Origin of the sequence: Mycobacterium sp. MYCO198283 (assembly GCF_021213805.1) — a bacterium.
In the GTDB taxonomy this organism is placed as follows: Bacteria; Actinomycetota; Actinomycetes; order Mycobacteriales; family Mycobacteriaceae; genus Mycobacterium.
Genome location: NZ_JAJQJI010000001.1, coordinates 648788 through 672707 on the forward strand (window position 1 = coordinate 648788; position 23920 = coordinate 672707).

Annotated in this window: 23 protein-coding genes, 1 tRNA gene and 1 pseudogene; 11 read left to right on the forward strand and 14 right to left on the reverse strand. The window is 69.5% G+C overall.

The window, feature by feature from the left end; all coding sequences use genetic code 11:
* Nucleotides 1-56: 56 nt before the first annotated feature.
* The 6 genes from LV457_RS03375 (at nt 57) to LV457_RS03400 (ending at nt 4688) form a co-directional block, all read left to right on the forward strand.
* A complete protein-coding gene (locus LV457_RS03375) occupies nt 57-452 on the forward strand; it encodes an HIT family protein (protein WP_232168990.1) in 396 nt (131 codons plus the stop codon).
* 142 nt (nt 453-594) lie between these two features.
* Nucleotides 595-1326, forward strand: coding sequence for a hypothetical protein (locus LV457_RS03380; RefSeq protein ID WP_232168991.1), 732 nt, complete (start codon nt 595-597; stop codon nt 1324-1326).
* A gap of 25 nt (nt 1327-1351) precedes the next feature.
* A tRNA-Thr gene (locus LV457_RS03385) sits at nt 1352-1423 on the forward strand.
* Nucleotides 1424-1525: 102 nt separating this feature from the next.
* On the forward strand, nt 1526-1876 hold the full coding sequence (locus LV457_RS03390) for a hypothetical protein (protein ID WP_308192159.1): 351 nt from the start codon (nt 1526-1528) through the stop codon (nt 1874-1876).
* A 120-nt stretch (nt 1877-1996) separates the two neighbouring features.
* Nucleotides 1997-4201 (forward strand): DUF4185 domain-containing protein, encoded by a 2205-nt coding sequence (locus LV457_RS03395; protein ID WP_232168993.1) that lies wholly within the window; start codon nt 1997-1999, stop codon nt 4199-4201.
* A 4-nt stretch (nt 4202-4205) separates the two neighbouring features.
* Nucleotides 4206-4688 (forward strand): hypothetical protein, encoded by a 483-nt coding sequence (locus LV457_RS03400; protein WP_232168996.1) that lies wholly within the window; start codon nt 4206-4208, stop codon nt 4686-4688.
* On the opposite strand, the gene LV457_RS03405 is transcribed toward LV457_RS03400, so the two are convergent.
* Entirely contained in the window at nt 4685-5518 is an 834-nt protein-coding gene (locus tag LV457_RS03405) for an SDR family oxidoreductase (protein ID WP_232168997.1), read from the reverse strand. The two genes, LV457_RS03400 and LV457_RS03405, sit on opposite strands and share 4 nt — an antisense overlap.
* A 66-nt stretch (nt 5519-5584) precedes the next feature.
* Nucleotides 5585-6487 (reverse strand): enoyl-CoA hydratase, encoded by a 903-nt coding sequence (locus LV457_RS03410; protein WP_232168998.1) that lies wholly within the window; start codon nt 6485-6487, stop codon nt 5585-5587.
* Between the two features lie 122 nt (nt 6488-6609).
* Between LV457_RS03410 and LV457_RS03415 the strand changes: the two genes are divergently transcribed.
* Nucleotides 6610-6774 (forward strand): hypothetical protein, encoded by a 165-nt coding sequence (locus LV457_RS03415; protein WP_232168999.1) that lies wholly within the window; start codon nt 6610-6612, stop codon nt 6772-6774.
* Nucleotides 6775-8223 carry a trehalose-6-phosphate synthase gene (locus LV457_RS03420; RefSeq protein ID WP_232169001.1) on the forward strand — a complete coding sequence of 483 codons (1449 nt, stop codon included), beginning with the start codon at nt 6775-6777 and terminating at the stop codon, nt 8221-8223.
* Here the strand turns inward: LV457_RS03420 and LV457_RS03425 are convergent.
* The 12 genes and pseudogenes from LV457_RS03425 to LV457_RS03480 all read right to left on the reverse strand — a co-directional run bounded on the left by LV457_RS03425 (nt 8207) and on the right by LV457_RS03480 (nt 19989).
* On the reverse strand, nt 8207-8704 hold the full coding sequence (locus tag LV457_RS03425) for a mammalian cell entry protein (RefSeq protein WP_232169002.1): 498 nt from the start codon (nt 8702-8704) through the stop codon (nt 8207-8209). The two genes, LV457_RS03420 and LV457_RS03425, sit on opposite strands and share 17 nt — an antisense overlap.
* A complete protein-coding gene (locus LV457_RS03430) occupies nt 8704-9384 on the reverse strand; it encodes a mammalian cell entry protein (protein WP_232169003.1) in 681 nt (226 codons plus the stop codon). The genes LV457_RS03425 and LV457_RS03430 overlap by 1 nt, the downstream gene beginning before the upstream one ends.
* Nucleotides 9384-11090 (reverse strand): MCE family protein, encoded by a 1707-nt coding sequence (locus tag LV457_RS03435; protein ID WP_232169004.1) that lies wholly within the window; start codon nt 11088-11090, stop codon nt 9384-9386. The genes LV457_RS03430 and LV457_RS03435 overlap by 1 nt, the downstream gene beginning before the upstream one ends.
* Before the next feature lie 4 nt (nt 11091-11094).
* Nucleotides 11095-12163: pseudogene (locus LV457_RS03440) on the reverse strand (MCE family protein).
* Nucleotides 12163-13629 (reverse strand): MCE family protein, encoded by a 1467-nt coding sequence (locus tag LV457_RS03445; RefSeq protein ID WP_232169005.1) that lies wholly within the window; start codon nt 13627-13629, stop codon nt 12163-12165. The pseudogene LV457_RS03440 and the gene LV457_RS03445 overlap by 1 nt, the downstream one beginning before the upstream one ends.
* Nucleotides 13626-14684 carry an MCE family protein gene (locus tag LV457_RS03450; protein ID WP_232169007.1) on the reverse strand — a complete coding sequence of 353 codons (1059 nt, stop codon included), beginning with the start codon at nt 14682-14684 and terminating at the stop codon, nt 13626-13628. The genes LV457_RS03445 and LV457_RS03450 overlap by 4 nt, the downstream gene beginning before the upstream one ends.
* Nucleotides 14677-15711 (reverse strand): MCE family protein, encoded by a 1035-nt coding sequence (locus LV457_RS03455; protein WP_232169008.1) that lies wholly within the window; start codon nt 15709-15711, stop codon nt 14677-14679. Before LV457_RS03455 ends, LV457_RS03450 begins: the two co-directional genes overlap by 8 nt.
* 2 nt (nt 15712-15713) lie before the next feature.
* On the reverse strand, nt 15714-16916 hold the full coding sequence (locus LV457_RS03460; RefSeq protein ID WP_232169009.1) for an MCE family protein: 1203 nt from the start codon (nt 16914-16916) through the stop codon (nt 15714-15716).
* 9 nt (nt 16917-16925) lie between these two features.
* Entirely contained in the window at nt 16926-17768 is an 843-nt protein-coding gene (locus tag LV457_RS03465) for an ABC transporter permease (RefSeq protein ID WP_232169010.1), read from the reverse strand.
* A gap of 43 nt (nt 17769-17811) precedes the next feature.
* Nucleotides 17812-18576 (reverse strand): ABC transporter permease, encoded by a 765-nt coding sequence (locus LV457_RS03470; RefSeq protein WP_232169011.1) that lies wholly within the window; start codon nt 18574-18576, stop codon nt 17812-17814.
* A 265-nt stretch (nt 18577-18841) separates the two neighbouring features.
* Nucleotides 18842-19783 (reverse strand): 3-oxoacyl-ACP reductase, encoded by a 942-nt coding sequence (locus tag LV457_RS03475; protein WP_232169012.1) that lies wholly within the window; start codon nt 19781-19783, stop codon nt 18842-18844.
* A 14-nt stretch (nt 19784-19797) separates the two neighbouring features.
* Nucleotides 19798-19989, reverse strand: a complete 192-nt coding sequence (locus LV457_RS03480; protein ID WP_232169013.1) for a ferredoxin — start codon at nt 19987-19989, stop codon at nt 19798-19800.
* A 130-nt stretch (nt 19990-20119) separates the two neighbouring features.
* Here LV457_RS03480 and LV457_RS03485 point away from each other — a divergent pair, with 130 nt between their 5' ends.
* The 3 genes from LV457_RS03485 to fadD17 are packed head-to-tail and all read left to right on the forward strand — an operon-like array spanning nt 20120 to nt 23919.
* The gene (locus LV457_RS03485; protein ID WP_232169014.1) at nt 20120-21301 is read left to right on the forward strand and encodes an acyl-CoA dehydrogenase family protein; all 1182 of its coding nucleotides are present in this window, start codon (nt 20120-20122) and stop codon (nt 21299-21301) included.
* Between the two features lie 8 nt (nt 21302-21309).
* Entirely contained in the window at nt 21310-22407 is a 1098-nt protein-coding gene (locus LV457_RS03490) for an acyl-CoA dehydrogenase family protein (protein ID WP_232169017.1), read from the forward strand.
* Nucleotides 22408-22422: 15 nt separating this feature from the next.
* On the forward strand, nt 22423-23919 hold the full coding sequence (fadD17, locus tag LV457_RS03495; RefSeq protein WP_232169018.1) for a long-chain-fatty-acid--CoA ligase FadD17: 1497 nt from the start codon (nt 22423-22425) through the stop codon (nt 23917-23919).
* Nucleotide 23920: the final 1 nt, after the last annotated feature.

Below are 23920 nucleotides of genomic sequence, written 5' to 3' on the forward strand. Positions count from 1 at the left end.
CGAGCGTAACGGGTCGTTTCTTGCGTCCTCGCCGGGCGGCCAGCATGCTCGTGCGCATGGCGACCGTCTTCACCAAGATCATCAACGGCGAGCTTCCCGGCCGCTTCGTGCACACCGACGACGAGTTCGTCGCGTTCCTGACGATCGCGCCCGTGACGCAGGGGCACACGCTCATCGTGCCGCGCGCCGAGATCGACCAGTGGCAGGACGTCGATCCGGACGTCTTCGGTCGCCTGATGGCGTTGTCGCAGCGGATCGGGCAGGCCGTGATGCGCGCCTTCGACGCACCGCGCTCCGGGCTGTTGATCGCCGGGCTCGAGGTGCCGCACCTGCACGTGCACGTGTTCCCCGCCTACTCGATGGGCAACTTCGACATCTCCGGCGCCGACCCCAACCCGACGCCGGAGTCCCTCGACGAGGCGCAGGCGAAGATCAAGGCCGCCCTCGCCTGACTCCCGACTCTCCCGATGTTCCGCGAGCGTGCGTGTCTGTACGGCGACACGCCGCGGGGGCGTACACCGAGCGCACGCTCGGGGCCGACGAGCTCGCTCGCCGGTCGTCCGCGGCGGATGTGACGCGGCATACACTCGAACGATGGACGTCGGCAGGAGCCTGCTCGCACTCGCCACAGCGCCGATCCGGATCACGGTCGCGGTCGCCGACACCGGGCTGGAGATCGCGTCCGGTGCCATCGAGCTGACGCGCCGCTCGCTCGGCGACGCCGGCCGGCAGGCACCGCCGTCGATGGCGCACCTGCTCGGCCTCGACACCACCATCGCGCGGGCCAACCGCATCGCCGGACTCATCGACGACGACGCGCCGCTGGGCCGGGCACTGGCGCCCGACGGTCCGATCGACCGGCTGATGCGCCCCGGCGGGCTCGTCGACCAATTGACCGCTCCGAACGGTCCGCTGGACCGGCTGACCGCCCCGGGCGGCCCACTGGAGCGGGCCCTGGCGCCCGGCGGGCTCCTCGACCAGCTGCTCGACGAGGACGGGCTCTTGGAGCGGTTGCTCGCCGAGGACGGCCTGGCCGACCGGCTGCTGGCCGAGGGCGGGCTCGTCGACAAGCTCACCGCCAAGAACGGCCCGCTCGATCAGCTCGCCAACGTCGCGGAGACGCTCAACCGGCTGGCGCCCAACCTGCAGGCGCTGGCCCCCACCGTCGACGCCCTGCACGACGCCGTCGACGGGCTGACAAGCGTCGTCAACCCGCTGAGCAACATCGCCGACCGCATCCCGCTGCGGCCGCGGCGCAGCCGCTACGCCCCGCGTCCCGTGCGGTCCGAGCGCATCATCGCCGCCAGCGAGGACGACGAGCTCTGACCCGTTAGGCTTGCTGCGACCCATTGCCTCCTTAGCTCAGTGGTAGAGCACTCGCCTTGTAAGCGAGCGGTCGTCAGTTCAATCCTGACAGGGGGCTCCGCCCTCGCGCCGCGGTTCACACCGCGATCAGCGCAGCCACGACGCACAATGAGCGAGACCCGCAGCGGAGGGAGACGTCGTGGCGCAAGCCGGATTCTGGGTGGCGTGGGGCATCCCGACGCTCGGCCGCGAACGGCAGGCGCTCGCCTTGCTGCAGGAGTCCCGCGACTATCTACGCGGCCTCGAGGACGCCGGCACGATCGAGAAGGCGAGCATCGCGGTACTGCGCCCGCAAAGCATCGAGCTCGGCGGTTTCATCCTCATCGAAGGCTCCGTCGCCCAGATCGACGCGCTGCGCCGCGACGCCGATTTCAGCAGCTGGCTCAATCGGGTGCAGCTGGTCGCCGGCAAAGTCGGCTTCGTCGACGCCTGGGTGAACGACGGGCTGGACGAGGCAATTGACCTCTACGACCGCGCACTGCGGCGCCTCGACGGTAACGAAACCGGCTGAGCCGAGCGAAAGCCCTTGTGAAAGGTGAGCAATCTGAGCTTTCACCTGCGCCTTCCGTTGCTCGTGCGTTTCAATGCACATCGGGGAGGGTGAGGCACGCGCGACTCAAGGGGAACGGACATGGCAGCCGCAACGTATGTCGGACGGGTCGGCGGGCTGGCCGTCGCGTTGGGAGTCGGCACCGCGATCGCCACCGGAGGCGCCGTCGCGTGGGCCGACGACGCCGGTTCGTCGGCCGCCAACACCTCGAGCGCGTCGAACGACACGAAAACCTCGAACGACACCAAAACCTCGAACGACGTCAAGGACACGACGTCCGGCGGCAAGGACACGAACGCATCGGCGACCGGCGCCGACGCCAAGACGTCGGGTAGCACCGCGAACGCCGCATCGTCCGGGAGCACCGCCGACGACGCCGCCGAGAAGGCCGCCCGCGATCTCGCGAAGGAAGCCGCCGGCAGCGTCACGGCGGCCCCCACCACCCCGGAACCCCCCACCGCCCCTGAACCGACCAAGACGGCGGAGCCGACCAGCACCCCGCAACCGACCAAGACACCGGAGCCGACCACCGCCCCGCCACCAACCGGCACGCCGGAACCCGCCGCGGAACGCAAGCCCACGGCATCGAAGGCCACGGAGCCCGGCAAGGCGTCGGACCCGGCGCGCGTCACGATCGACCAGCGCACGGTCACCGTTCCCGACGCCGCCCAGACCCGCCGACTCGCTGATCCCGGCACACTCGACGCGCCGCAGACCGCCGCCATCGCGGTGTTCGGCAACGTGCAGACGCTCGCCCAGGCATCGACGGCCGACCAGCGGACGGCCACCAGCCTCCAGCCCGCCGTGTCGCCGCCATCGCCGTTCAACCCGATCGCCGCCGTCACGACCGTGGTGAGCGGCGTGGTCGACTTCCTCACCGGCGCCGTGGCCAACGTGCTCGCCGGTACCAACCCGGCAGGTGGCGCGCAACCCACCCTGGCGTGGGCGCTGCTCGCGGCCGCGCGCCGCGAGATCGACCGGTTCCTCAGCCCGACGGTCGCCACCACCTCGACGGAGACCATGGCGCTCACGGCCGCCCAGAGCGGCAACTACCTCATGGCCGCGGCGGCCGCCGCACCGGTCTGGCCGGCCGCGGGTGCGGTGGTGAGCCCGTCGACGTCGGTGGTGAACTGGCTGACCGGCCCGAATTCGGCGCAGAACACTCTCACCCGGTGGGGGATCTCCGGCACCGACGTCGGCGTCATCTGGGACAACGGCATCGCCGACAATCCGCTGACACCGCAGAACGAACACCAGGTGCTCATCGCATTCGGCGACACCTTCGGCAACCGGCTGGCCCCCGACCAGCAGTGGCGCTGGAACACGCTGTTCCGCAGCCCCGACATGAACCTCGCGGACGGCATCTTCGTGCCCGACGGTGAGTTCGGCAACGGCAACTGGTTCGGCGGGTCGGCGCTGTGGGATGTGCCGCCCGGCTACCAGGGCACCTACCGCTGGTATTCGCGGCAGCTCCTGGGCCTGGACAAGCTGCCGCCGGGCTTCCCCAGCAGCATCACGATGATCCCGACCGCCGGCGTCGCCCTGCCCTCGACCGACCCCCGCGCCGTCGGCGGCACCGCGCAGTACATGAACTTCATGGCGGTCTCGCAGTGGGGCCAGTCCGGTTCGTGGACCACCGCGTACAGCGCGGTCGCCAGGTCGTTCAACAACGGTGAAGACTGGGAAATCGTCCCGTCCACCGTCCGCTACAACCAGCCGTGGACGGGCAACCAGAACTTCCAGCAGGCCGCCTACGTCCGCCCCGGCGACGGCTACGTCTACATGTACGGCACGCCGAACGGCCGGCAGGGCGCCGCCTACCTCGCGCGGGTGCAGGAGAAGGACTTCCTCGACCTCACCAAGTACGACTACTACAGCAAGGGCACCACCGGCTGGTTCGGCAGCACGCCCGCGGGCTGGTACCGCAACAACCCCGGTGCGGCGACGCCGGTGTTCGGTGCACCCGAGCAGGGCGCCTGCGGGGCGTCCAACCCCGGTGTGAACGTCAGCGAGATGAGCGTGCAGTACAACAGGTACCTCAAGAAATACGTGGTGCTGTACGGCGATTCGGCCAACAACATCGTGATGCGGACCTCCGACACTCCGCAGGGCACCTGGTCGGCGGCCAAGGTGTTGATGACGCAGCAGACCGGTGGCATCTACGCGCCGATGATGCACCCGTGGTCGCCGTCCACCCTGAACACCGGCACCGACCTGTATTGGAACCTTTCGGTGTGGAACGACTACAACGTGCTGCTGATGAAGACCGACCTCACCAAGGTCTGACGCCATGCGCCGCTGGGGCGCGGCGGTCGCCCTCACCCTGCTCGCAGCCACACCCGCCGGCGTGGCGCGCGCCGAACCGGTTGCGCCCCAGCCCGGATCGCCGTGCGCGGCGGAGCAAACCGGTGCGCTCACCTGGGTGCCCGACGACCGCGTGCCGCTGGAATGCAACGGTGTCTGGCAGGAGTCGACGGCGGCCTATCCGGTCAGTGACCGCTGGCTCTCCTACGGGCCTGCGCTCAAGCTCTACGGCGAGGGCCGTCGCGTCGCCAGCGTCGCCTCGGGCTCGTGGACCGGCACGCCGACCAACCCTGCGAGCCGCTGCCGCGCCGAGCAGTACGCGGTGGTCTATGGGACGCCCACCGTGGGGCCGCCGCTGGTCTCCGAGGGCGCTGTCGGGCAACCGCTCGCCGTCACGATCGTTCCGCTGCTGTTCACGGTCAGCTTCAGCGGCGAATGCCTCTGGGTGAAGGACGCCGGAAACCGCTAGGAGCTGACCACGCCCCGCAACGCGTCGGCACCGAAGACCGGCTCGAGCATGGCGGAGATGTCGGGCCCACGCCGCAGACCGTGGCCGCCGTCGACGTTGATCGTCTGCCCGGTGATCCACGACGCCGCGTCACTGAGCAGGAATACCGCCAGGTTGGCGATGTCGGTGACCTCGCCGGGCCGCGGCAGCGGCGTGCACGCCGCGTAGTCGCCGCTGATCTCGGGCGACTCGAGTACCGGCGCCACCATGTCGGTCTTCGTCAGGCCCGGCCGGATGCTGTTGACGCGCACCCAGCTCGGGCCGAGCTCGTCGGCGGCCAGCTTCACCAGATGGTCGAGCGCCGCCTTGGCGACGCCGTAGGCGCCGAACCAGCGGTGGGTGTTGCTCGACGCGATCGACGAGATCGCCACGATGGAGCCGCCGCCGCCGCGCACCATCTCCCGCCCGGCGTGCTTGAGCACGTACATGCTGCCGTTGATGTTGAGATCGACGGTCTGGCGCCACAATTCGGAGTCCATCTGGGTGATGGGCCCGATGGTGGTGGCGCCGCCCGCGGAGTGCACCACGCCGTGCAACCGGCCGTGCCAGGCGGCGGCCGCGTCGACCGCGCGGCTCACCTCGTCCTCACGGGTGACGTCGGCCGGCTCGTAGCGCACCGAACCGGGTCCTCGGGCGGTGAGCTCGTCGACCGCCGCCGCGAGCTTGTCGGCGTTGCGGCCGACAAGCATCGCGCGCCCGCCCGCTTCGACGATCGCGGCGGCCGCCGCCTTGCCGATACCGCTGCCTCCGCCGGTGACCAGATACGTCCGGTCCGTCAACGACACCTGCACGCCGACTCCTTCGTCGTCGAAAACTGCAACACGTTGCAGTATCGAACCACGGCCGGGGTGGCGCCGCTAGGGCGCGTCCTTCTGCGCGGGCCGGGTCGGCGGCGCGCTGCGCCAGTCGGGCACGTCGGGCGGCTGCCCTATTGGAAAACCGTTCTCGTTCTTGGCGGCCCAGTGCGCGTGGCCGAGTTCGTGGATGTGGAAGCCGTGCTTGAGCGCTTCGGTGAAACCCATCGAGTCGGCCGCGGCGTTCACCGAGTCCTTCACCAGCATCGCCGCCATCGTCGGCACGGCGGCGATGCGCCGGGCGAACTCCAGCGTCTTGTCGGTCAGCTCGTCGGCCGCGAACACCTTGGACACCATGCCCAGCCGGTGCGCCTCGTCGGCGTCGATCGAGTCACCGGTGAGCAGCAGCTCCTTGGCCTTGCGGGGTCCGAACTCCCAGGGGTGAGCGAAGTATTCGACCCCGGGCATGCCGAGCCGCACCGCGACGACGTCGCTGAACTTCGCGTTGTCGGCGGCGACGATGAGATCGCACGACCAGATCAGCATCAGCGCCGCGGCGATCGCGTTGCCCTGCACCTGCGCGATGGTGATCTTCCGCAGGTCCCGCCAGCGGCGGGTGTTGTCGAAGTAGTAGTGCCACTCCTGGTGGTAAAGCAGCTCGACCATGCCGTCGCGGGTGGCGCCGTTCATCCGGAAGCTGGGGTGCTGGTTCGGGCCGGGCGTGCGCTCGGCGAGCTGCGCCTCCGAACCGAGGTCGTGGCCCGCGGAGAAGTTCTTGCCGCGCGCGGCGAGGATCACCACGCGGACGGTGTCGTCGGACTCGGCACGCCCGAACGCCTCGTCGAGCTGCACCAGCATGCCCCGGTTCTGGGCGTTGTGCGCCTCCGGGCGGTTCAGCCAAATCCGGGCGATGGTGCCGTCGTCGAGGGTCTCGTAGGTGACGAACTCGGGTTGTGGGCTGGTCATGCGCCACCTGCCTTCGTCGCAGTGGTCGATAGGTCCGGAAAGCACTTTACGACTGCGGGGCATAATGTCACGCCCGGCCCCATCGCCCGCAGCGGGTTGGCCGCGTCGCTTAGAGTTGTGACATGCCCGCCACCTCAGATCCCGCCGCCGAGATCGGCGACGTCGAGCCATTGGCCGACAGCACCGCGCGACAGGCGCGTCGCGTGGTCGCCACCTATGCCACCGACGCCGACGAGTGCCGGATGTTCCTGTCGATGCTCGGCATTGGACCAAAGCACGAGGCGTAGATGACCGCGGAGGGCGCGTCCGACTTCGTCGTGGTGGCCAACCGCCTGCCCGTCGACGCCGAACGCCTGCCGGACGGCAGCGTGCGCTGGAAGCGCAGTCCCGGCGGGCTGGTAACGGCGCTCGAACCCCTGCTGCGTCGCCGCCACGGCGCCTGGATCGGCTGGCCCGGCCTGACCGACGGTGACGAGGACCCCATCGTCGAGGACGGCCTGACGCTGTACCCGGTGCGGCTCTCCGAAGACGACGTCGCCCGGTACTACGAGGGATTCTCCAACGGCACGCTGTGGCCGCTGTACCACGACGTGCTGGTCAAGCCGATCTACGACCGGCACTGGTGGGAACGCTACGTCGACGTCAACCGCCGGTTCGCCGAAGCGGCCGCCCGGGCCGCCGCCCCCGACGCCACCGTCTGGGTGCAGGACTACCAGCTGCAACTGGTGCCCAAGATGCTGCGGATGCTGCGCCCCGACCTGACCATCGGCTTCTTCCTGCACATCCCCTTCCCGCCGGTCGAGCTCTTCATGCAGCTCCCGTGGCGCACCGAGATCGTCGAGGGCCTGCTGGGCGCCGACCTCGTCGGCTTCCACCTCCCCGGCGGCGCGCAGAACTTCCTGTACCTGGCGCGCCGGCTGGTGGGCGCCAACACGTCGCGCGCGTCGATCGGGGTGCGCTCGCGGTTCGGCGAGGTCCAGGTCGGCGACCGCACGGTCAAGGTCGGCGCGTTCCCGATCTCAATCGACTCCGCCGAGCTCGACGAGAAGGCCCGGCACCGCGACATCCGGCGCCGCGCGAAGGAACTGCGGGAAGAGCTCGGCAACCCGAGCAAGATCCTGCTGGGCGTCGACCGGCTCGACTACACCAAGGGCATCGACGTCCGGCTGGCGGCGTTCGACGAGCTGCTCGCCGAAGGCCGGATCGACCCGCACGACACCGTGCTGGTGCAGCTCGCCACCCCCAGCCGCGAGCGCGTCGAGGCCTACCGACTGCTGCGCGACGACATCGAGCGGCAGGTCGGCCACATCAACGGCGAGTACGGCGAGGTCGGTCACGCGGTCGTGCACTACCTGCACAAGGGCCTGCCGCGCGACGAGCTGATCGCCTTCTTCGTGGCCGCCGACGTGATGCTGGTGACGCCGCTGCGCGACGGCATGAACCTGGTGGCCAAGGAGTACGTGGCGTGCCGCTCGGACCTCGGCGGGGCACTGGTGCTCAGCGAGTTCACCGGCGCGGCCGCCGAACTGCGGCAGGCCTACCTGGCCAACCCGTATGACCTCGACGGCGTCAAGAACGCGATCGACGCCGCACTCAAGCAGGACCCGGAGGAGGGCCGCCGCCGGATGCGGGCGCTGCGCCGGCAGGTGCTCGCCCACGACGTCGACCGGTGGGCCCGAAGCTTCCTCGATGCGCTGGCCACACCCGCCGACGGCGCGTCTATAGCACCTCGATGAAGTTCACCAGCCACTTGCCGTCGACCCGCTTGACGTCCACGCGCACGCGGCTGCCCTGGAACACCGGCTCGGTGGCGCCCTTCGCCGTCACCGTCCGCGTGAGGTAGACGAGCACCGACGCCGAGTTGCGGGTCGCGTCCATCACGCCGTAGCCGGTCACGTTGATCTGGCTGTTGACCTGCCGCTGCCGTGCCTCCGGGATCACGTCCCGGTCCGCCTGCGCCCGGAACGCGCGCCGGTATTCGGGGGTGAGCAGCGGCTCCGCTTCGGTCAGGCTGCGTTCGATGGTCTGGAAGTCGAAGCCCAGCACCGCCGGCACGGCCCGCGCCGCGATGGGACCCACCTCGTCGCGCGTCGCCTGCGCACCCACCAGTTCCTCGCGCTCCCAGAACAGGTAGCCGCTGACGGCGCCGGCGGCGACGATCGCCGCCACCAGCAGCGAGCTGAGGACGACGGTGACGGCGCGCATCCTGCGCGTCATCAATTGCCGCCTTCCGGATACGTGATGTCGTTGAGCGTCATCTTGCCGTCGTCGTCCTCGTGGACGGTCACCCGCAGCTTGTAGAACTGCGTCGGCTTGTTGATGCCGTCGATGTCGGTGACCGTCACCCGCATGGACACCAGCACCGACGCGTTGTTGCTGACGGGGTCGATGCCTTCTAGCGCCGCGCCGTTGACGATGGCCTCGGACTTGGCGTTGGTGTCGCGGAACAGCGACTTGAGACCGTCGAGGTTGCCCGGCTGGCTCAGCTGGTCGCGAAGCGGCCCGCTGGTGTTCGCGTACCACTGGTCGACACCGGAGTCGATGTTGTCCTGGGTGTAGCTGAACATGCTGATCAGCAGGGAGGTGGCGGTGTCGACGAAGCGCTGTTCCCGCTCGGCCCGCGCCTCGGCGTGCCGGATCTGCACACCGAGCGCGACGATCGCGGCGATCAGCGCGGCGGCCAACACCGCCGCGAAGGCGCCCGCCGCGTTGGCGACGAGCTTGCGGTGCGCCGGCCGGCGCGGCGGCGGGCCGGCCGCGGACTTCCGCTTACCCGCCCCGCCCGTCGGCGCCTTGACGCGGACGGTGGCGGTCTCGGGCGCAGCGGTGCCGGCCGGACCGGCGGCGCGGGACGCACGGCGGCGCGTCGTGGGACGGGATTCCAGATCAGCAGTCATCAGGATTGTCTCGGGTATCGCATCAGGTCTGTCCACGTCTCCGCGGGCAGCGTGGTCACACCGGAGTCGAACACCCCACGGTCTCCGTTGGGTGCCACGAACTGTCCGGTGTTCGGGTCGTAGGTTGTGTACGCCGGTCCCGCAGCCTGCGGCACCATGCCCGCCTCGGCGGGCAGCGGCGCGTCCGGCGCGGGCGCCGGCGGTGCGGGCGGCGCGGGCGCCGGCGGCTGCAGCCCGTACGGCGGTACCGTCGGGCCGTAGTACGGCAGCGGCGGCGGCGGCGGCCCGTCAGCCGGCGGCTGCGGCAGCGGGAACGGCGCGTGCGGCGCCGGCCCGGGACCTGGCGGCACCCCCGGCGGCAGCTGCACCACCGGCGGCCCCGGGTCCGGATCGGCTCCCGGCGGAATGAACGGGAACTTGTTCGGCGGCAGGATGTTCCGGCTGTCCGGCTCGTACCGCTGGTCCTCTCGCTCGCCCATCGGCGTGCCGACCGGGATCGGGGGCCCACGCCACGGGTTGCTGCCGATCGGCACGTAGCCGGCCGGGTCGCGGCACAGCTGGACGGTGGGCGCGCGCTTGCCCGGGAACTCCATGCACGGATAGTTGCGCGCCCCGCGCACCACGCTCGGATCGCTCTGCGGTACTTTGCAGTACAGGTCCTTGGGTAGGTCACGCAGCGTGGTGTCGGCGGGCGACCGGATCTCCGTCGCCGGAACGAAGCCCGTCAGGCACGGCGGCGGATCGCCCAGGTCGATCTTGAAGTCGAGCTTGCCGCCTTCGTCCTTCGGGACGCCACCGCCGACCGTGAGCAGCGCGGCGATCAGGGCGGGGAAGATCACCAGCGCCTGCTCGATGGACTTGTTGTAGATGACGCCGATGCGGCCGAGGTTGGCGAGGTTGGCGGCCAGCACCGGGAACGACGGCCGGATGCCGCTGAATGTCGCGCTGGCCTGGTCCGCGGCGCCCGGCGCCGACGCCAGTGTGTCCCGCAACTGCGCGTCCGCGTTCCGGACGTTGCCGGTGACGCGGGCGAGGCCGTCGGCGAGCGAGCGGATGTCGTCGCCGCTGCGGACCTGCGATTCCAGGAACGGCCCGGCTTGATCGATGAGCGCGACGGTCTGCTCGTAGCTGCCGTTCGCCTCGTCGATGAGCAGCCGCGCCGACCGGATCAGCCGCGACAGCTCGGGCCCGGAACCGTTGAACGCCTTGAACGTCTCGGCCAGCAATTCCCGCAGCCGGCTGTCACCGACGCTGCTCACCAGGTCCTCCGCGGACTGCAGCAGACCCGCGATGTCTTGGCCGATCGCGGTGCGGTCCTGTCCGATGCGGGCACCTTCCCGCAGCTTCTCGGTGGACGCGTTCTCCGGCGGCACCAGGTCGACATACTGCTCGCCGATGGCTGACACGCTCTTGACGGTCGCGGTGACGTTCGCCGGGATCGGTGTGCCGCTGTTGAGCACCATCTTCGCGTCGACGCCGTCGCGGGCCAGCCCGACGGACTCGACCTTGCCGACCTCGACCCCGCGGTAGGTGACGTTGGCGTTCTCGTACAGTCCGCCGCCGGCGACGAAGTTGGCGGTGATGTCGTAGGAGCCGATGCCGAGCGCCGTCGGCACCCGCAGGTAGAAGATCGCGACGGCGCCGACGGTGACGACGGTGACGATCGCGAAGATCGTCAGCTGGATGCGTGCGAGTCGATCGAGCATGTTCCTACTGCCTCGCCGTTCCGGGCGGGATCTTGAACGGGTCCGCGGCCTGTCCGGACAGGTTCGCCAGCTGGCCGGTCAGCCAGTCGGGCGGCGTCAGCACCTCACCCATGTGCTTCATGTTGGGGTCGAGCGCCGACGTGGTGAACACCGACTCGCCGGTGCGCCGCACCGTCAGGTCGAAGGTGACGAACACGTTGAGGTAGTCGCCGCGGACGGCGTTCTTGATGTAGTCGTTCACGAACGGGAAGGTCGGCAGCAGTTTCAGGTCGCTGATGAACTCGTCACGAGAGTCGTTGAACGCCTTGACCACCGGATAGAGATCGCGGATCACCGCGGTGAGGTCGGTCTTGGTCTGCGAGAGCATCCGCGAGCCGACCTCGGAGAAGCGGCCCAGCGCCGCAAAGGCGTTCACGATGTTGTCGCGGTTGTTGTTGAGCACCTTGATCGCGTCCGGCAGCGTGTCCAGCGCCCGGGCCAGATCGTCGCGGTGCCCGGCCAACTGCCCGGCCACCCGGTTGAGTCCTTCGGCCGCGGCGATGATGTCGTCGGTTTGCCGGTTCAGCGACCGCGTGAGCTCGGCGAGCCGGGGCAGCAGGCCGTTGAAATTCTGCGTCCGGCCGACCACCGCCTGATAGGCCTCGTCGGTGATGTCCTGCAGCGCACCGAGATTGCCCTTGTTCACCACGACGCCGAGCGCCGACAGCACCTCCTCTGTGCTCGGATAGATGTCTGCGCGACCTTGCGACCGCGTTGGCGGGGAGCTCGACGTCGCCGTTGAGCGCCAATTTCACCGCCGCGTAGAACGTGCCGTCGGGTCGCTGCATCGCCTCGATGCCCGAGACGCTGCCGACGGTGACGTCGTCGACGAGCACCGGCGAGTTCTGCGGCAGGGTCGCCACGTCGGGCAGTTCGACGGTGATCTCGTAGGAGCCGGACCCGTGCCCCTGCGTTCCCGGCAGATCGAGCGAGTTGAGGCCGCCGAACGAACAGCCAGCCAACACCGCCGTGCCACTCGCGATCGCCACCGTGCGGACGGCGACGGTCGACACGCCGCCCCTCGTCGGCCGCATCATCCGGCACCTCCCGGTCCGGGTAGCGGCGCCTCGGCAGGAGCCGGACCGGCAGCCGGACCCGGTGCAGGACCGGTGGCCGCCGGCGCCGACTGGCCGGCGACCGGTGCCTCCGCGGGCAGCGGTGCGGTCGGCTGACCGGCCGGGGTGGCGCCCGTCGACGTCGCGCCCGGTGCGGCGGTGCTCTCCTGCGGCGGCAGCATCAGCGAGTCCAGCGTGGCGTCGGACGGGATCTCCGGCGGCGTCACGCCGGGTGCCGGCAACCACTGCAGGTACGGCACCGGCGTGCGCACCTTCGCCTCGGTGGCCGGGGTGTCGTAGATGATCTGCCCCTTGTAGGCCGTGATGCTGTTGATCGGGTGGAACAGCACCGGCGGATAGTTCATGGTGATGCGGCGCAACACCGGACCCATGCGCTGACGGCAGATCTCGGCCCGCTTGAAGTTGTCCGGGTTGGCGCCGGTGTCGAACGTGCCGGCGCAGATGAACTGCACGGGGTTGGCGAAGTTCGGCAGCGACAGCACGCCGCCGACGGTGCCCTGCGCCGGGTTGTAGATGTTGTAGAAGTTCGCCAATCCGTTCGGCGTGACGTGCAGGATCTGCTCGATGTCGTCGCTCTGGTTGCTCAGCAGCGACGTGAAATCGGCCAGCTTGTTCACCTGACCGATCAACGCCTGATTGCTCTCACCGAGGAAGCCCCGCACGTCGTTCAGCGCGGTGTTGAGCGTCGCGAGCGTGTTGTCGAGGTCGGTCGTGCTCTCTGCGAGCACCTGCGACACCGACGCGACGTGATTGCTGAACTGCACGATCTGCTCGTTGCTCTTCGACAGCGCGTTGATCAGCACCTGCAGGTTCTTCACGGTGCCGAACAGATCGGTACGCGAATCACCGAGCCGGCCGGCGACCTGCGAGAGCTCGCGCATCGCGCTGCGGAACGAGTCGCCGTTGCCGTCGAAGGTGTCGGCGGCCTGGTTCACCGCGGCGGTCAGCGGACCCTGCAGCGAACCCTCGTGCGGCCCGAGCTGCCGCGACAGGTCCGTCAGCTGCTCCTTGACCTCGTCCCATTCCACCGGGACGGCCGTGCGGTCCAGGCCGATCTCGGCGCCGTCGGCCAGCGTCGCGCCGCTCGAATAGGCGGGTGTGAGCTGGATGAAGCGGGCGGCCACCAGGTTCGGCGCGATGATGACCGCCTGCGCGTCCTGCGGCACCTTGATGCCGGAGTGCAGGCTCATCGTCACCCGGACGTCGTCGGCCCGCGGATCGATGGCGTCGATGCTGCCGACCGGCACGCCGACGATGCGGACCTCGTCGCCCGGGTAGAGACCGACCGTGCTGGTGAAGTAGGCGACCAGCTTGGTTCCGGCCCGATGCGGCCAGACCGTGTAGATGCCCGCCGCGAGCATGATCACCAGCGCGGCGACCAGCGTGATGCGTACGCCGCGGCGGCGTTGCGTAAACAGTGTCATGGTGACTTCGGCCTGATGATGAGCCGCTCGGCGATGAGGCCGCGCAGGTAGTCGCTGAGGCTGTCGGGCAGCTTGCCCGGCTGGAAGTACGTGTCGAGCAGCACCTCGGAGATGGTTGCCGGCGGCAGACCGTAGAGGTTGATCTGGAAGCCGGGTGCCGAACCGACGACCTCGCCCAGGGCGGTGGCGAAGGGCGGGAGCCGGCGCAGCGCCTCGCTGATGTGCTCCCGACGCTCCAGCAGGTTGTCGAGCACGGCGTTCAACTTGGTCAGCGCCGGGGTGAATTCCTTGCGGTTGTCGCCGACGAACCCGGAGAGCTGCGCCGAGACGTCGTCGATGCCGGCGATCAGCTGGCTCAGCGCTTGGCGGCGCTCGTCGAGCGCCGCGAACAGCGAGTTGCCGTCGACGATCAGCTGGTTCACCTGGCCGGCGCGCTGCGCGAGGATGCTGGTCACCGACTTGGCGTGCTGCAGCAGATCCTCCAGCGCCTGGTCGCGCGAGTTCAGGCTGCGCGACAGCGCGGTCACGCCGTCGAGCGCACCGCGCAGGTGCGGCGTGGCGTCCCGCAGCGTGTCGGTCAACACCTGCAGCGCCTGCTCGAACTGCGGCTTGTCGAGTTGGGAGGCGTTGCGGCCGAGGTCCTGCAGGGCGGTGTTCAGGGTGTACGGCGTGGTGGTGCGGTCCAGCGGGATCGACGTCGCGTTGCCGGTGCCCCGCGGGGTGACGCCCAGCGACTTCTCGCCCAGCACGGTGTCGGTCTTGATGGCCACCAGCGTCTGGTCACCGACGCGGATCTTGCGGTCGACGGTGAAGGCCACCTTGGCGACCTCGCCGGCCAGGGCGACCGACGACACCGAGCCGACCTTGATGCCGGCGATGTTCACGTCGTTGCCGGGCGCGATACCGCCGGCATCGGCGAAGAACGCCTCGTAGTTCTTGCCCTGCGGGAAGAACGGCAGCTTGGTGTAGCCGAACGAGACGAGCACCAGGCACGCCACGATCGCGATGCCGAAGATGCCGGTGCGGATCGGGTCGCGCTCCTTGGGCCTAGCCACTTTCGGAGCACCTCCCCTTGCTCGGGTCCGGCGGACCGCCGAACGGAATCAGGATGTCGCTGCCGTTGGGACCGTTGATCTTGATCCGGACCGAGCAGTAGTAGATGTTGAAGAACGAGCCGTAGGCACCGAGCGCGTTCAACCGCAGGTAGTTCTCGGCGAGCGGTTCGACGACCTTGTTGACGTCGCCTTTGCGGTCGTCCATCGCCGTCGCGAACGGCCGCACGTTCTCGATCACGCCCTGGATGGGCCGGCGGGACTGCTGCAGCAGGTCGGTCAGTTCGGTGGTGGCCGACGCCAGCGGCGGGATGGCGCCCGCGATGGGGTCACGGCCCTTCGCCAGACCCGTGACGAGTTGCTGCAGCTGGTCGACGGCGGTGTCGAACTGCGCGCTCTTGGCGTCCACGGTGCCCAGCACGGCGTTGAGGTTGTTGATCACGTCGCCGATCAGCTGGTCGCGCGCCGCGATGTCCTGCGTGAACGAGCCGGTGTTGCTGAGCAGCTCGGCCATTGCCCCGCCCTGGCCCTGCAGCAGCTGGATGACCGCATTGCTGACCTCGTTCAACTTGCCGCCGTCGAGACCCTGGAGCACCGGCTTGAGGCCGCCGAGCAGCGCGTCGAGGTCGAGCGCGGGCTGGGTGTTCGTGATCGGGATGGTGGCCCCGGCCGGCAGCTTGCGCAGGTCACCCGGGCCCGCCGCGATCTCGAGGAACCGGTCGCCGACCAGGTTCTCGTATCGGATGAGCGCCTTGGTCGAGCTGTAGAGCTGGTAGCGGTCGTTGACGTCGAAGGTCACGGCCACCTGGTTGTCGTCGGTGAGCTTGACCTCATCGACGGTGCCGACCGCCACGCCGGCGATCCGGACGTCGTTGCCCGACTTGAGCCGGGCAGCGTCGGTGAAGATGGCGTGGTAGGTCTTGCCGGAGGCGAACCGGAACTCGCCGAAGACGACGATCAGGCCCGCCGCCACCAGCAACATGACGAGCGTGAAGGCGCCGACCTTGGCGAGTACGTGCTTGTCCCGCATGGCTAGAAGTCGTCCCTTTCGGCGTACACGCCGTTGAACAGGAACTGCAGCGTCGACGGCGCGTCGAACTGCAGCTCGGTGTTCGGCTGATATGGAACGTAGGCGTTGTCGGTGACCAGGAACGGCGCGCGGTACCAGGAACCGCCCAGCTGCTTCGACGGCATGTCGGGCAGGCCGCGGCAGTTCGGCCCGCCGGTGGCGTTGACGATCGGGAGGCTCTCGGGCCAGGTGTAGGCGGGGGCGCCGGGCAGGAAATTCGACGACACGAACAGGCCCGGCCGGGTACCGCCGATGATCGGGCCGAAGTTGTCGATGGCCTTGTCGACCGCCCGGAACAGACAGCCGAACTCCGGCGAGTAGTCGCCGAGGAGCTTCGCGGGCGCCCGCAGCCGCTGCACCGCGGCGATGAAGTCGTTCTCGGCCGGGGCGAGCGCCGCGTAGCCGTTGTCGCCGACGCCGATCGCGGACAGCAGGGCGGCGTTCAGGTTGTCCTGCTGGTCGACGACGGTGTTGCTGATGGTCGGGACGTTCTGGATCACCGTCACCAGGTCGGGCGCCGCGTCGCCGTAGACGTTGGCGACGACGGCTGCCTGCGCAAAGTCGTTCTCCAACGCCGGCAGTTTGGGGTTGAGCTGCGACAGGTAGTAGTTGAGGCCCTCCAGCGAGGCGCCCAGGTCGTCACCGTTGCCCCGCAGCCCCTCGCCCAGCGCCGACAGCGTGCCGTTGAGCGCCATCGGGTCGACTTTGTCGAGCAGGTTCATCAGCGTCTGGAACAACGTGTTGACCTCGACCTGCACGTCGGCGGCCTGCACGGTCGTGCCCGGTTCGAGCGGGGTCTGCTTCGGGTTCGCGGGCTGCACGAACTCGACGGACTTCGCGCCGAAGACCGTGTTGCCGGCGATCCGGACCACCGCGTTCGAGGGGATGTAGCCCAGCTGGCCGCTGTTGAGTGCGAGCGTCAGCTTGGCCTGGTCGCCCGCGTACTCGATCTGCTGCACCTTGCCGACCTGGATGCCGCGGTACTTCACCTTGGCGCCGGTGTCGAGCACCAGGCCGGCCCGCTTGGCGAGCACCGTGATGGTCTCGGTCGGCGTGAACGCGGCCGTGTAGAGCAGGTAGGTGAAGACCACCGCGACAGCGATGACGGCCGCGAGGATCGCCGCGGCGATCCTGACGTGACTGCGTCTCGCGTCCCCGTCTGCCATGTCTCCTCGCTAACCGGAGAGGTTGAAGTTACCGGACGCGCCGTACACGGCGAGGCTGATGAACAAAGTGATCACGACGACGACGATGAGCGACGTCCGCACCGCCTTGCCCACGGCGATGCCCACCCCTACCGGGCCGCCGGAGGCGTTGTAGCCGTAGTAGGTATGCACCAGCATCACCGCGATCGACATGACGATGGCCTGCAGGAATGACCACAGCAGGTCGGTCGGGATGAGGAACGTGTTGAAGTAGTGGTCGTACAGGCCGGCGGACTGACCGTTGATGAACACCGTCGTGAAGCGCGCCGCGAAGAACGCCGCGAGCACCGAGAGCGAGTACAGCGGAACGATCGCGATGAGGCCGGCGATCAGCCGGGTGGACACCAGGTAGGACACCGAGTGCACCGCCATCGACTCGACCGCGTCGATCTCCTCGGCGACCCGCATCGCGCCGAGCTGCGCGGTGGCGCCGGCGCCGATGGTGGCGGCGAGCGCGATGCCGGCGATCACGGGCGCGACGATGCGCACGTTGAGGAACGCCGACAGGAAGCCGGTGAGCGCCTCGATACCGATGTCGCCCAGTGACGAGTAGCCCTGCACGGCGATGACGCCGCCGGAGGCCAGCGTGAGGAAGGCAGCGACGCCGACGGTGCCGCCGATCATCACCAGCGCGCCCGCACCCAGGGTCATCTCGGCGATGAGCCGGACGGTCTCCTTGCGGTAGCGGGTGACCGCCTTGGGGACGTAGCGCATCGACTCGCCGTAGAACAGCGCCTGCTCACCGAAGCTGTCGATGCCCCGCGGCAGCCCCGAGAAGAAGCGGCGCAGCCGCAGCGTCGTGTCGTAACTCATGGCCGTCCGTTCCTCGGGCTCGTCGGCCGATCGGTCACGCGCATCATCGGGACAGCACCCGCACGCCGACCGCCGTCATGATCACGTTGATCACGAACAGGCAGATGAACGCGTAGACGACCGTCTCGTTCACGGCGACGCCGACGCCCTTGGGGCCGCCCTGCACCGTCAAGCCCCGGTAACAGCCGACGAGCCCAGCGACCACGCCGAACAGCAGCGCCTTGATCTCGGCGAGCAGCAGCTCGCCCAGCCCGGTCAGCACCGTGAGGCCGTTGATGAACGAGCCGGGGTTGACCCCCTGGAGGAACACCGAGAACACGTAGCCGCCGGTGAGGCCGATGGCGCACACCAGCCCGTTGAGCAGCAGCGCGACGAAGGTCGACGCCAGCACCCGCGGCACCACGAGCCGCTGGATCGGGTCGATGCCGAGCACCCGCATTGCGTCGATCTCCTCGCGGATGGTGCGCGCGCCCAGGTCGGCGCAGATGGCGGTGGCGCCCGCCCCGGCGACCACCAGCACCGTCACGACCGGCCCGAGCTGGGTGATGGTGCCGAACGCGGTGCCCGCGCCGGAGAGGTCGGCGGCGCCGATCTCGCGCAGCAGGATGTTGAGCGTGAAGGCCACCAGCACGGTGAACGGAATGGCCACCAGCAGCGTCGGGATCAGCGAGACCCGGGCGATCATCCACGTCTGCTCGAGGAACTCACGGAATTGGAACGGCCGCTGGAAGATCTTCCGGAAGGTGTCGAGGGTCATCTCGAAGAAGCCGCCCACGGCCCGCGCCGGGACCGCGAGCTGTTCCTTCAAGCTGGTTCCCCTTCTTGGACCCGCCCCGGCCGTTCGGCCGGCCCCCCGCCGGCAGGTCTCGGGAGTGGTGATCGACGCGATCGGTGCTGATGTCGGCTGTTGCCGCGTGTGAGCCGGATCATACTAACTAGAACACGTTCGCCGTGTCAAAGCCCGCAAGATGAGACATTTGGCTCCTGTTTGTCCAGGTCAGACGCGGCCGGGTGCGCCCGCGGTGAGAACACGTTCTAGTTGCCGCCGACGGATGCCAGGCGTCGCCGTCCTGCTACCCCCGGTCGGCCGGGACGTGCGACCCCTCGACGATGGCGCTCGCCGAAAAGCCGAGCCGCGGATCCCGGTCGGCGAAGAAGGATCCCATCGACGCGGCGAGCGCGTCGATGTCCCACGCGTTGCCGTCGGCGGTGAACTGCTCGGCGATCACCGGCGCGGCCATCAGCGACACCGTCGGCCCGTAGACGATGAACAGCTGGCCGTTGACCTTCGCGGCGGCGGGCGAGGCGAGGAACCGCACCAGGGTCACGACGTGCTCCGGCGACAGGCCGTCGATCTCGCCGTCGGCCAGTTCCGGCGCCTCACCGAACACACCCGCCGTCATGGACGTCCGGGCCCGCGGCGCGATGGCGTTGGCGCGCACGCCGTACCGCTCGAGCGCGCGCGCCGCGGACAGCGTCAAGTTGGTGATGCCGGCCTTCGCGGCGCCGTAGTTGGCCTGTCCGGCCGGACCCGAGATGCCGGCCTCGGACGAGGTGTTGATCAGCCGGCCGTAGACCGTGCCGCTGTCGCTCTCCTTCGCCTTCGCGCGCCAGTAGGCGGCGGCGTTGCGGGTGAGCAGGAAGTGGCCGCGCAGGTGCACGGCGATGACGGCGTCCCACTCCTCGTCGGACAGGTTGAACAGCATCCGGTCGCGGGTGATGCCGGCGTTGTTGACGACGACGTGCAGGCCGCCGAGCGCTTCGGCCGCGGCCACCATCTCGTCGGCGGTGGCGCGTTCGCTGACGTCACCGGCCACCGCCACGGCCTTGCCGCCGGCGGCCGCGATCTCGTCGACGACATCGGAGCCCTCGAGCGCCTTAGCGATGTCGTTGACCACCACGCTGGCGCCGGAGCGGGCGAGGCCGATGGCCTCGGCGCGGCCCAGTCCGGCGGCGGCGCCGGTGACCACGGCGACCTTGCCGGAGAGGTCAGTCGAGCTGTCGTACGTCGTCACGTGAACTACTACCTCTAGTCTCTGCGGATCAGCGCCGCGCGGGGGCATTCGTTGATGGATTGTTCGGCCAGCCGCTCCAAGTCGGCGGGCACCTCGTCGACCTTCGTGACCGCGTAGTCGTCGTCGTCGAGATCGAACAGATCCGGGGCGATACCTACACACACCGCGTTGCCTTCGCAACGGTCCCGGTCTACTTCCACCCGCATGACAACCTCCCTGCGCTCGCTGGACGACATTGCGCCACCGGCCCCGATCGGCCGACCTGGACCCTAAGACTAGAACGTGTTACAACCGGATGGCCATCCGCCCAGCGGCCCGACCCGAAGGACGATTTCGATGCGGATCAGTTACACGCCCGAGCAGGAGGAGCTGCGCCGCGAGCTGCGGTCGTACTTCGCCCAGCTGGCCACTCCCGAGCGGATGGAAGCACTCAACTCGTCCTCCGGCGAGATGGGCCGAGGCACCGTCTACCGCGACACTGTCGCTCAGATGGGCCGTGACGGCTGGCTCGCACTCGGCTGGCCGACGGAGTACGGCGGCCAGGCCCGTTCGACGATGGACCAGCTGATCTTCACCGACGAGGCGGCGATCGCCGGCATCCCGGTTCCCTTCCTCACCATCAACAGCGTCGCGCCGACCATCATGGCGTTCGGCAGCGACGAGCAGAAGGCGTTCTTCCTGCCCCGCATCGCGTCGGGCGACCTGCACTTCTCGATCGGCTACTCCGAACCCGGCGCCGGCACCGACCTGGCCGCCCTGCGGACCACCGCGGTGCGCGACGGCGACGACTACGTCGTCAACGGGCAGAAGATGTGGACGTCGCTCATCGCCTACGCCGACTACGTGTGGCTGGCGGTGCGCACCAACCCCGAGGCGAAGAAGCACCGCGGCATCTCGATGCTCATCGTGCCGACGACGGCCGAGGGTTTCTCGTGGACGCCCGTACACACGATGGCCGGCGTCGACACCAGCGCCACCTACTACTCCGACGTGCGCGTGCCGGTGTCGAATCGGGTCGGCGAGGAGAACGCCGGCTGGAAGCTCGTCACCAACCAGCTCAACCACGAGCGGGTCGCGCTGGTGTCCGCGATGCCGCTCTTCCTCGCGCTCAACCAGGTTCGCGAATGGGCGCAGCACACCAAGGACGCGCGCGGCGTCCGGCTGATCGACCACGAGTGGGTGCAGCTCAACCTCGCACGGGTGCACGCCAAGGCCGAGTACCTCAAGCTCATCAACTGGGAGCTCGCGTCGTCGGACGCCGCCGCACCGTCACCGGCTGACGCCTCGGCAGCCAAGGTGTTCGGCACGGAGCTGGCCACCGAGGCCTACCGCCTGCTCATGGAGGTCCTCGGCCCGGCGGCGACGTTGCGGCAGGACGCCCCCGGCGCGCTGCTGCGCGGCCGCGTCGAGCGCATGCACCGCTCGGCGCTCATCCTCACCTTCGGCGGCGGCACCAACGAGGTGCAGCGCGACATCATCGGCATGGTGGCGCTCGGCCTGCCCCGGGCGAATCGATAGGAGCAGCAATGGATTTCAGCACCACCGAAGCCGCCGCCGACCTCGCCGGACTGGTCGGCACCATTGTCGGCGCCGTCTGCACGCCCGAACACCAGCGGCGCCTCGACGAGGCCGACCAGCGGTTCGACCGCACGCTGTGGGACAAGCTCGTCGACGCCGACATCCTGTCCACCGCCTCGCCGGAGTCGGTGGGCGGGGGCGGTTTCGGTGTGCTCGAGCAGACCGCAGTGCTCACCGAACTCGGTCGGCAGTTGGCCGCCGTGCCGTACCTGGAATCGGTCGTGCTCGCTGCCGGCGCGCTGGCCCACTTCGGTGCCGAGGAGTTGCGCCGGCAGTGGGCGGTTCCCGCCGTCGGCGGTGAACACATCCTCACGGTGGCGCTCGACGGTGAACTCGGTGAGCCTCCGGTGCGGGCCACTCCCACCGGCGACGACCATCGGCTGACGGGCACCCGCACGCAGGTGGCGTTCGCGCCGCTGGCCGATGCGTTCTTGGTGCCGGCCGAGCTCGACGGCGGCACCTCGGTGTTTGTGGTGAGCGCCGCCGACCCCGGCGTGATCGTGTCACCGCAGCCCACCACCGGCATGGGCTGCGTCGGGCTGCTCGAGCTGCGCGACGTGCGGCTGCCCGCCGGCCGGCTCGTGGGCGACCGCGCGGTGGCGGACTGGCTGGCGAGCCGGAAGGCGCTCGGCCACGCGGCGTTCCAGCTCGGGGTGCTGCAGCAGGCACTGCAGCTGACCGCCGGATACGCCCGCGAGCGCGAGCAATTCGACCGGCCCATCGGCAGCTTCCAGGCGGTGTCGCAGCGGTTGGCCGACGGCTACATCGACATCCAGGGCCTGCGGTTGTCGCTGCTACAGGCCGCTTGGCGGGTGTCGGAGGACCTGCCCGCCGACACCGAGGTGGCCACCGCCGCCTTTTGGGCGGCCGACGCCGGGCACCGTGTCGCGCACACCGCCGTTCACGTGCACGGTGGCGTCGGCATCGACACCGACCACCCGATCCACCGTTACTTCCTGGCCGCGAAGCAGACCGAGTTCGCCGTCGGCGGCGCGGTGCGCCCACTGCTGCAGATCGGCCGGGAGCTGGCCGAGACACCCGCCTGACGGCCGCTGACGGCGATGGAGCGCGTTCCGACCGTCACCGAGCTGGTGCGGCCACTGGCCGAGGTGGACGACCGCGGGGTCCACTTCGAGGGCACCTTCACCAGCTGGCGAGCCTGCGTGCAGGCCGGCGCGGACCTGGCCGCGGCGCTGCACGCGCGCCTCGACCCCGATGCGCCCCCGCATGTCGGTGTGCTGCTGGGCAATACGCCGTTCTTCAACACCGTCCTGCTGGCCGCCGCAATGACGGGGATCGTGCCGGTCGGCCTCAACCCGACCCGTCGCGGTGCGGCGCTGCGCCGAGACGCCGCCCACGCCGACTGCCAGCTGGTGCTCACCGACACGACGGACCTGCTCGACGGCGCCGTCGACGTCACGAGCCCGGCGTGGGCCGACGAGGTCCGCTCGTACGCAGGCGCGCCGGTGCGCTTCGACGATCCCGATCCGGCCGACCTGTTCATGCTGATCTTCACCTCCGGGACCAGCGGCGATCCGAAAGCGGTGCGCTGCACGCACGCCAAGGTGGCGGTGCCCGGCCGCATGCTCGCAGCTAGGTTCGGGCTCGGCCCGGCCGACACCTGCTATCTCTCGATGCCGCTGTTCCACTCGAACGCGATCATGGCGGGCTGGTCGCCGGGCGTCGCGGCCGGCGCGTCGCTGGCGCTGCGGCGCAAGTTCTCGGCGTCGCAGTTCTTGCCCGACGTGCGGCGCTATCACGCCACGTATGCCAATTACGTCGGCAAGCCGCTGTCCTACATCCTCGCCACGCCGCAGCGGCCCGACGACGCTGACAATCCGCTGAAGGTGTTGTACGGCAACGAAGGTGCGCCCCGCGACCTCGACCGGTTCGCGAAGCGGTTCGGCGTCACGGTGGTCGACGGGTTCGGCTCCACCGAGGGCGGCGTCTCGATCGCCCGCACGCCGGATACCCCCGACGGCGCGCTCGGACCGCTCGGCGACGGAATCGACATCGTCGACGTCGACACCGGCGAGCCGTGCCCGCCCGGTGTGGTCGGCGAACTGGTCAACACCACCGGTCCCGGGCAGTTCGCGGGCTACTACCAGGACCCCGACGCCGAGGCGCAGCGGCTGGCCGGCGGGATCTATCACAGCGGTGACCTCGCCTACCGCGACGAGGCCGGCTACGCGTATTTCGCCGGGCGCCTCGGTGATTGGATGCGGGTCGACGGCGAGAACCTGGGCACCGCGCCGATCGAGCGGGTGCTGCTGCGTCATCCCGACGTGGCCGAGGCCGCGGTGTACGGCATCCCCGCCCCCGACGGCGTCGGCGATCAGGTGATGGCCGCCCTCGTGCTTCGTGACGGCGCGGTGTTCGACCCCGACGCGTTCTGCGAATTCCTCTCGGAGCAGCCCGATCTGGGGCCCAAGCAGTGGCCGACGGCCGTGCGGGTGGGCACCACGCTTCCCCGCACCGTCACGTTCAAGGTGCTCAAGCGTCAGCTCGCCGCCGAGGGCCGCGATTGCGCCGACCCGGTGTACGCGCTGTCGCGCTAGC

Excerpts from the sequence above, each read along its gene's own strand:
- LV457_RS03400 (WP_232168996.1), top strand. The coding sequence starts at position 4,206 with ATGCGCCGCTGGGGCGCGGCGGTCGCCCTCACCCTGCTCGCAGCCACA.
- LV457_RS03410 (WP_232168998.1), bottom strand. The coding sequence starts at position 6,487 with ATGACCAGCCCACAACCCGAGTTCGTCACCTACGAGACCCTCGACGAC.
- LV457_RS03445 (WP_232169005.1), bottom strand. The coding sequence starts at position 13,629 with ATGACACTGTTTACGCAACGCCGCCGCGGCGTACGCATCACGCTGGTC.
- LV457_RS03380 (WP_232168991.1), top strand. The coding sequence starts at position 595 with ATGGACGTCGGCAGGAGCCTGCTCGCACTCGCCACAGCGCCGATCCGG.
- LV457_RS03465 (WP_232169010.1), bottom strand. The coding sequence starts at position 17,768 with ATGAGTTACGACACGACGCTGCGGCTGCGCCGCTTCTTCTCGGGGCTG.
- LV457_RS03480 (WP_232169013.1), bottom strand. The coding sequence starts at position 19,989 with ATGCGGGTGGAAGTAGACCGGGACCGTTGCGAAGGCAACGCGGTGTGT.
- LV457_RS03375 (WP_232168990.1), top strand. The coding sequence starts at position 57 with ATGGCGACCGTCTTCACCAAGATCATCAACGGCGAGCTTCCCGGCCGC.
- LV457_RS03490 (WP_232169017.1), top strand. The coding sequence starts at position 21,310 with ATGGATTTCAGCACCACCGAAGCCGCCGCCGACCTCGCCGGACTGGTC.
- LV457_RS03455 (WP_232169008.1), bottom strand. The coding sequence starts at position 15,711 with ATGCGGGACAAGCACGTACTCGCCAAGGTCGGCGCCTTCACGCTCGTC.
- LV457_RS03460 (WP_232169009.1), bottom strand. The coding sequence starts at position 16,916 with ATGGCAGACGGGGACGCGAGACGCAGTCACGTCAGGATCGCCGCGGCG.
- LV457_RS03430 (WP_232169003.1), bottom strand. The coding sequence starts at position 9,384 with ATGACTGCTGATCTGGAATCCCGTCCCACGACGCGCCGCCGTGCGTCC.
- fadD17 (WP_232169018.1), top strand. The coding sequence starts at position 22,423 with ATGGAGCGCGTTCCGACCGTCACCGAGCTGGTGCGGCCACTGGCCGAG.
- LV457_RS03485 (WP_232169014.1), top strand. The coding sequence starts at position 20,120 with ATGCGGATCAGTTACACGCCCGAGCAGGAGGAGCTGCGCCGCGAGCTG.
- LV457_RS03415 (WP_232168999.1), top strand. The coding sequence starts at position 6,610 with ATGCCCGCCACCTCAGATCCCGCCGCCGAGATCGGCGACGTCGAGCCA.
- LV457_RS03395 (WP_232168993.1), top strand. The coding sequence starts at position 1,997 with ATGGCAGCCGCAACGTATGTCGGACGGGTCGGCGGGCTGGCCGTCGCG.
- LV457_RS03425 (WP_232169002.1), bottom strand. The coding sequence starts at position 8,704 with ATGACGCGCAGGATGCGCGCCGTCACCGTCGTCCTCAGCTCGCTGCTG.
- LV457_RS03420 (WP_232169001.1), top strand. The coding sequence starts at position 6,775 with ATGACCGCGGAGGGCGCGTCCGACTTCGTCGTGGTGGCCAACCGCCTG.
- LV457_RS03435 (WP_232169004.1), bottom strand. The coding sequence starts at position 11,090 with ATGCTCGATCGACTCGCACGCATCCAGCTGACGATCTTCGCGATCGTC.